This is a genomic window from Pseudoalteromonas sp. NEC-BIFX-2020_002 (assembly GCF_013002825.1).
In the GTDB taxonomy this organism is placed as follows: Bacteria; Pseudomonadota; Gammaproteobacteria; order Enterobacterales; family Alteromonadaceae; genus Pseudoalteromonas; species Pseudoalteromonas neustonica.
Genome location: NZ_JABEPJ010000037.1, coordinates 1 through 7882, shown reverse-complemented (window position 1 = coordinate 7882; position 7882 = coordinate 1). Strand labels below are relative to the sequence as shown.

General features: G+C 35.6%; 7 protein-coding genes and 1 pseudogene. All 8 read left to right on the top strand.

Features of this window, described 5'->3' with window-relative positions:
• Nucleotides 1-542 precede the first annotated feature (542 nt).
• Nucleotides 543-731 (top strand): DUF1016 N-terminal domain-containing protein, encoded by a 189-nt coding sequence (locus HJP15_RS21755; protein ID WP_212760730.1) that lies wholly within the window; start codon nucleotides 543-545, stop codon nucleotides 729-731.
• 260 nt (nucleotides 732-991) lie between these two features.
• Entirely contained in the window at nucleotides 992-1828 is an 837-nt protein-coding gene (locus HJP15_RS21500; RefSeq protein ID WP_170174616.1) for a hypothetical protein, read from the top strand.
• Nucleotides 1821-2249 carry a hypothetical protein gene (locus tag HJP15_RS21495; RefSeq protein ID WP_170174615.1) on the top strand — a complete coding sequence of 143 codons (429 nt, stop codon included), beginning with the start codon at nucleotides 1821-1823 and terminating at the stop codon, nucleotides 2247-2249. Before HJP15_RS21500 ends, HJP15_RS21495 begins: the two co-directional genes overlap by 8 nt.
• Nucleotides 2239-2910 carry a hypothetical protein gene (locus HJP15_RS21490; protein ID WP_170174614.1) on the top strand — a complete coding sequence of 224 codons (672 nt, stop codon included), beginning with the start codon at nucleotides 2239-2241 and terminating at the stop codon, nucleotides 2908-2910. The genes HJP15_RS21495 and HJP15_RS21490 overlap by 11 nt, the downstream gene beginning before the upstream one ends.
• A gap of 197 nt (nucleotides 2911-3107) precedes the next feature.
• Nucleotides 3108-4067, top strand: a complete 960-nt coding sequence (locus tag HJP15_RS21485) for a viperin family antiviral radical SAM protein (RefSeq protein WP_170174613.1) — start codon at nucleotides 3108-3110, stop codon at nucleotides 4065-4067.
• Complete coding sequence (locus HJP15_RS21480) at nucleotides 4064-5371, top strand: DUF4145 domain-containing protein (protein WP_283242283.1); 1308 nt, start codon at nucleotides 4064-4066, stop codon at nucleotides 5369-5371. The genes HJP15_RS21485 and HJP15_RS21480 overlap by 4 nt, the downstream gene beginning before the upstream one ends.
• 230 nt (nucleotides 5372-5601) lie before the next feature.
• Nucleotides 5602-5844, top strand: a pseudogene (locus HJP15_RS21475) (type I restriction endonuclease); the annotation flags it as partial.
• Nucleotides 5845-5884: 40 nt separating this feature from the next.
• Entirely contained in the window at nucleotides 5885-7576 is a 1692-nt protein-coding gene (locus HJP15_RS21470; RefSeq protein WP_170174611.1) for a hypothetical protein, read from the top strand.
• Nucleotides 7577-7882: the final 306 nt, after the last annotated feature.

Here is a 7882-nt window from a genome sequence, read left to right as displayed (position 1 = left end):
AGCTGGCAGAGAAATATGTGAGGTTAACGGGGTAGTTTGTCGGTTGGTTTTTATGCTTAATGGGTTACGAAGCGAAAGTGGCGATACTGTCGCAATAATCAAACTGCTCGCATATTGCGTATTGTGATCGATAAATATCCCTTCATATATTTTTAATTAAGTCTCAATAATTCGCGCTCTTTACGGTATGATAACTCAATAATTTGTATTGATATTCTGGTCTGAGAGAGACCCGATGGACGCTGCAACTAAAAAGCTACAAAACAAGTACAAGTCGGGTTTGAATAATCGCTTTTGGATGCCGCCAATAAGCTACGCGGCAGTATTGTATCTGCAGAATATAAGCACAAATAACATAGGTACAATCGCAAACCAAAACAATTAAACCGTAGAAGACCTTGTTGGGCTGGCTACCCAACATCGCTTACTGGTAATGCTAACTATGCGTGAATAATACATATGGTCTTTAAGCTATTTACATGAATTTAGCAGCACTGGGTTAGGGTGAAGAACGTGATGATAAATAAAGGAAGTGGCCACTAATGAAACTCACCCGTCTACTCAAAGCGAAAGCTTATTGGCAAATACGGCGCTTAATTGTAGAAGATGACCAGCGAGGCCAAGCACGCGCAGTTTATGGCAAAAGGTTTGACATTACCAGCCTATTTAATATACACCGCTTTTATCTCGCCTTTGAAAAACGAGCCGCAGGGACGTTGTTAGCTAGTTAAAACAATAAAGTGCCGCTAAAGAGCCCTAGATAAAAATCAAAGTTTAGTAGGTGAAAAATGCGCGCTCAGTATTTTAATAAAATGATCCCGCAATATGATCGTTTCAGTATTATTAAAATTAAGCTTCATTAAATCTTTATTTTTGCGATATCATTAGTTAGTTGATTTTTTAAATTTACTAGTTATGTAATTTGTATGCGGTTTGCAAAAGTGACTCAGTTCTGAGCTTTAGTTATTTGTACAAGGATGTTTAAAGAAATATGGAAAGTAATAATGAGTCTTCGATCACCAGTGAAAATGCTGAAACAGTAGAAGCAGAAACTCAAGATAACCCTCTCTCCCAGAATCAATTAATACAGCAATGGCGAGTAAACCTTGCATCCCTAAAAAAAGACACAGGGTTTGAAGTACCTAAGGAACTTGATAAAAGTGATGAAAAGGTAACTACTGCGCTAGATGCAATAGCGTATTTAGATAAAAAAAATACTTTATTAGACGAAAACGAAGATTTTCATTTATCGGACAATGGCTTGGCAACATATAAAACCAAACACATGATTGCTTTTGAATATTTATCACAGCTGAAAAAGCCTGATCTTAAGAAAAACCCACCAAAGTTTTATTTCACTTCAAGAGCAAAAAAAATAGAGCAGTTATCAAAACCAAGCCGTTGGATTCACTCGCTATCTCACTTTTTAATCACGCTAATCGTCACTTTAGTGCTTGGGGTTATTAGCCTCTTAGTATTGGTTAAAACTCAGGATAATTTGTTTGTTAAGTTACTAGTAGGCTGGTTTTGGATTGTAAATATTAAAACAGCGAGCAATTTAATTGGGAAATATAAAAAATTAGCTATCACTCCTTTTCGATTTAGTGTCAGCTTATTAGGTATTCAGTCACTAAACGTACTAATAAAAGTAAGCCTACTAGGCATTATTCCTTTTCTTATTGTGAGTAAATATAACGCTTATTGGATTGATGATGTGATAATAATTAGCTTATTTATTTCGTGTCTAATTAACTTTAAGCCTGACGAAAAACCATCAAAGCAAGTAGTTGAAAAAGACTTAGCAGAAGCAGGCACAGCCAATGTTTAAAGGATTGATATTAGTTGTATTCATTCTTTTTAGCTCAAGTAGTTTTGCAAACGTTGATATAGAGCTTGCATGTAAAGAAAAAAAAGAGCAACAGCGCTCCCTATTAGAAAGGCTTTCAACCTCTGTGACTGAAGCACATTTAGCGGGTCAATGCACTGGGTATGATTCGTACTACAAGGTTAATCTTAAAGAGTCTTGCTCAGAGTTTTTAGAGCAAAAAGAATCGCTGCTCAGTTCTTTAAGTACATCCCTCAAAGAGGCTAATTTGGCAGGCATGTGTATTGGCGCAATTTATAGAGTAGCAAAACGGTGTAAAGTAGATACTTACAACATTAATTACGCACTCATTGCTAGAGGAGCGCTAACTGTCCATAAAGTAAAGCAACGCCTTGGTTGTTATGGTGAACAGTATGGCAGGTAAAAATAAAAGTATTGCAGCAGTTGCCTGTCAAGCCTTAGGAATTGACCGCAACTTGTTACCAGAGCGGTTGAGAAGTCGTTTAAATTATTACGTTAAAGATAAAAACCTCAAAGCAAAACTACTTGATGAGGCAGATAAAAAATCAGAGTCAGTCGATTATGTGCCAAAGCCTATTAAAGCAGGTAATCATGTATTTATCCGTAATCTGGTTATTCTAGATACGTTGTTTGAAGATAAAAAATTAGTTGTAAAGTGGCTCAATGGCGAAAAAATCAATACTGCAAGTTTTGAGCAGTTTGCCAAGGAGTGGAGGGCTAAAAAATTACTCTTTCAAGCACTTGATAAGCGTATTGGTGATTTAAGGCTTTTTCTATCAGATGAAAATATAGATTGGTCACAAGATGAAATCCCATATCCATTTAATGAAGGTCAATATAGTTCATTGGAGATGATTGCTAATTCTATTGAATTTGATACGCAATCGAGCCCATATGATTTAGCTCTTAAGGCTGTGATCGAAGGCGAGTTTGGTGTTCTAGGTAAACTAATTACTAAAAACCCAGATGCGTTTATTAGCGAACATGGCCAATGGCTAGTGAATCTATACAGCGCTAAAAAAGCAGAGTACGAAGAATATAGTTTATTGCTAAATAAATATTAAAAAATTTACTGACTTCCCTTTTTTGTGAATTTCACAGTTTGATACTTGCTCCTGAAGTCACCGCACACTGCGGTGATATTAGGAGATTATTATGTATCATTTAATTCTTTTTTCATTACTCAATGAAACCAATGAACTTTCATTAGCTGATTCAGCTATTAAAACAACACTATTGAGCCTTGTGTTAGGAGGTTCGCATGAATAACTCTATTGATGAATTAGTTATTAATTATCACGTTACAGAAGTATGTAACTACTCATGCAAATTTTGCTATGCAAAGTGGGATCGTCCCAACGAAATACAAGCTAATGGCCAAGACGCAGAGTTAATGCTTGAAAAGTTAGCCAATTACTTTTTTGACGATAATACCAACCAAGTAAAAGCAGTTTTCCCTTACAAAAGTGTGCGTATCAATTTTGCAGGAGGCGAGCCGTTAATTCTTAAAAAACGTTTTGCAAAGTTAATTATAAAAACAAAGTCACTCGGCTTTAACTTATCGCTCATTACGAATGGTCATTACCTAACAGACTCTTTTATAGATAACTATGGTGCCATGTTTTCAATGATTGGGATCAGTTTTGATAGCCAATATTTAACTGCGCGTAAAGATATTGGCCGAATAGATCGTAAAGGGGAGTCTTTTGGAAGCCATGATTTAATTAAAGCAGTTACACAGCTTCGAAACGTTAATCCATCCATTACAATAAAGGTAAACACCGTTGTTAATAGCCTTAATTACCAAGAATCATTCGAGCAGCTAATAGCAAATATAAAACCCGAAAAATGGAAGGTGTTTCAGGTGCTGCCTGTGTTAAATAACAACTTATTAGTTTCTGATGATCAATTTTCTGGGTTTGTAAAAAACCACGCTTCATTAAAAGAAGTCATGGTGGCAGAAGATAACGAAGCAATGACAAATTCTTATTTAATGATTAACCCTCAAGGACGCTTTTATCAAAATAGCGCAACTCAAAATGGATATGTTTATGGTGATTTAATTTTAGATGTTGGTGTGAAGCAAGCATTAGAGGTCTGTAAAATAAACTGGGAGACGTTTACTAGCCGATATAAAAAGGATAATACAGTTAGCCTCATTAGTAATAGCGAGTATCAGCTTAAAAATAACGCCGCGTGTAAACAGGGAGTCTCAGCATGAGCACTATAAATAATGATGAACAATTCGCAGCATTGTTTAAAGAGTCCATTGCGTCAGATTACAAAAATGCACTATTACTGATGAATGTAAGCCCTGATGTTAGTTTGTTTAAATTTCGTAAGATACTAGAGACCTTATGCTTACTATATGCGCAACACAATAGTTATGAATTTACTAATAAAAACTTATGGGAGCAAATAAATGAACTTGCAAATATCAGCGCAATTCATGGAGCTGATAGAGAGCTATTTCATGCTGTTAGAGAGTTAACAAATGATGGAGTACATAATAAGGAGTTGAGTAACGAAATATTACTGAGTAAGGCGTTAGCCTCAAGAACAAAAATCTTAGACTTATTGGAAAGTGCTTATCTGAGCTTATGGCTTGGTGAGCGTTTACCTCAATATGAGTTAATAGATGTGGGAGGCCAAGAACATAAAGACTTATGGTTTAACTGTTTAATCTCTTGTGATTATAAAAAGTATTTAAGTTTAGGTGTTTTTTACGAAAAAATGGGCAAAGTGTTTGAAAACGAAGCCTTAGATGACAAATCTTTCACTGCGCGCGCGCAGGCTATGTATTCTTTTGCAGCTGAGTCTTATAAAAGTGCTTTTCAACTTTGCTCAAAAAAAACGATAAGTGATGTTATTAGCGCTGATGATAAACAAATTAGTATTGCTCAGCAAAGCCATCAAATTGTATTTAAATATGCTCTTTTATGTCTTAATAATAAAGTAGATAACCTACATATTACTGAGGTAACAATATTACTAAATGCATTAGCAAAAAGAGGCTTTTACGCTGCTTACGCTTATTTGGGCTGGTGCCATTACTTAAGTGAAGACTATAAAAAAGCACATAAATACCTAACCCACAAAAAGGCTGAGCATACTGTTTTTCTATATCAAAGGTTAGGTGTTTTATACTCTTCAGGCAAAGCTAGTCCAATTGATGGTGATAAAGCCGTTGAGTTTTTTAAAAAAGCAGTAAGGCTAGGCTGTAATAAATCAATGTTTGAATTAGGAAAAATCTATTACAAAGGTGAGTTAGTTAAAAAAGAGGACGGACTAGCTCAAAAATACTTATGCGAAGCAATTGCTACTGGTAACTTAGATGCAGCTTTGTACCTTGATGAAAAGTACTGGCAGCTACGCAATTTATTTTCTGGATTGCTAGATGAAATTAAAGATGCCAAAGTAAAAATAGGACCACAAAAATGTTGTACTAAAACCACTAAATTAGGACGAAATGAACCTTGTTCGTGTGGCTCTAATTTAAAGTATAAAAATTGCTGCGGAAAATAAATGTAAATATCTATAGTGTTAAGTGTTTATATTTAGCCAATGAATGATCGCAGTACGTCTTAAAAAGTAAACCCCAAATTAAAAACGAGAGACAGTGTCTCTCGTTTTTAATTTACCTTTTATTTTTGCTTATTAACCCTATTTTATATAGCATCACTAAACAGCATGAAACACGTTGAATCAACGAGTTGTGCGCACTCATTGCGCAGTATTTAGGGATGATTTAAGTTATGGATAAAAGAAAGCTCAGCGAAACCGATATAATCAATAAGTTTATTCTACCCGCAGTTAAAACCTCAGGGTGGGACTACATTACCCAAATACGCCAAGAGGTTAAACTTCGTGACGGTAAAGTAATCGTTAGTGGGCAACTTGGTGTACGTAAAACGGTTAAATCGGCCGAGATAGTGCTTTACCATAAACCCAGTATGCCACTTGCTGTCATTGAGGCCAAAGCCAATAAGCACGAAGTAGTCCACCTAACCGACGCCATAGTTGAACAGGCCTTATAATATGCAATTAGCTACTTTTTTAAGAAATACAATATTAGGTGATGATGCAGAGGGGCGTGCTACTGAGTTCGTTAAAGTGCCAAAGAATAATAGTAAAAATGGTCTTATTGCTATTTCGTTAGAAGAAGGTACTTTTCTATCTTATATCATTTGGCCTATGAATACATTTCATATCATTGCTCGAATGCTTGATACATTTGATGTGTATCAAAACGTAGTATCTTTAAAAAACTATAGTGAACTCCCCTATAAAAGCTCAACAGGAAGGCATGACCGAACGTGGCGACAATCTATATTATTAAGTAAAAATGAAAAAACAATAGAAGTGACCGACCGTTTTTATGAGCTTTTGTACAATTTATTTAAGAGTTCTAATGCAAGTCAACAAGTTAGTGATTTACTCCAGAACGGAACTTATTTTAGTCAGTTAATAGAGTTATTTAATGCAAGCGATAGTTGTGCTTTTAATATCAAAAATACTTTATTTTCAGAGGGCGCTCCCGCATACATTGCAGCCCAGGTTAAAAAGCTAGCACGTTCAGAAAGTTCAGCGATATTGAGCTTTTCAAATTGTAATTCCAGTTACGGAAGCGTCCATTATAAAACCCACACACCACAATCAGGTATATCCTTAAATAGTTTGAGCCACGATTTAGCTTATGTAAAAGCAGGTGTAGAGATAAACTCACTACCCCAAAAAGTCGAATACAGCAATGAGCAAAAAGACTTTAATATTTTACTTTTGCCTTGGCCATTGAAAGTAGAAGATAATTTCTTCAATACAGCTGTAAAACCACTATTACAAATGGATGATGAATTTGGGTTCTTCTCATATTCTAACTTAGAATTAATTACAGCAAAAAAAATTATATATGCAGTAGAGGGTTCTGATAGCCCTTTAGATCTTGTTGTAATTCCAGAGTGTTCAATTGATAGTGTAAATAAGCAAACTATTATTTCAGAATTAGGTAGGTACTTTAAAAGCAAGGATTTAAAAGTTCCGACTTTTATATTTGGTGTTTTTAAAAAGGGAACAGGCGGTACATACGGTGAGAATAGCTTATCGGTATTAGTTTGGGACGAAAACACGAGTTGCTTTGTTGTGGAGACTCAACAAAAGCACCATCGCTGGGCTATTGATCAGCAACAAGTAAGTAATTATGGCTTGCAGAAGGTTTTTGAAGGTAAAAAAGTAAAGTGGTGGGAAGACTGTTTAATTGGATCTAGAAAATTACTTTCATTTGAAAAAAGCTCAACTCATATATGCCCATTAATATGTGAAGACCTTGCGAGGCAAGAGCCGATCTCAGGTGTACTGAGATCATTAGCCCCTCATCTAGTTGTTGCTCTTCTTTTAGATGGACCTCAACTTAAAAGTCGCTGGCCAGGGCATTACTCGCACACTTTAGTCGATGAGCCGGGAAGTAGTGTCCTTACTATTTCACCTTATGGGATAGTTGAACGCTCTACAAATGGTGGTGAGTTTTCTAAAAGTAACGTGATCTCTTTATGGAGCGAGCCCAATAAAACTGTAGAAATCGGGTTAGATGATGAAAAGGCAGGTGTAGTTTTAACGCTAGTACAGGAAGAATCGAAGCAATGGACTGCAGATGGCAGATTAGAACCAAAGAAAAGGCTGAGATATAAAGGCCATCGGTCTGTTTGCTCTACGAATGAGTTATCTGAAAAATAATTAAAACCTCTAAATACTTAATATCATTTAAAAAGGAATTATATGCCAACTTATAATAAATATAACTTCAATGGAGAACAGTTAGGTAAAGCACCGCTTATTTTAGCGATAATGAAAGTAAGCGTATAGCTAACGACACCTCATAGGTTGGATCTTAAGAAACTTGAAGTTGAACTCTGTTAATGATCAAATAGTTACGCCAATAAAAAAATGACTAAAAACAGAGTTCACATGCAGATTAACCAAGTTTCAAATCAATTAAAAGCCCTCATCTCAGAAAAGCACCTAATCGCGCTTGCAAAAACC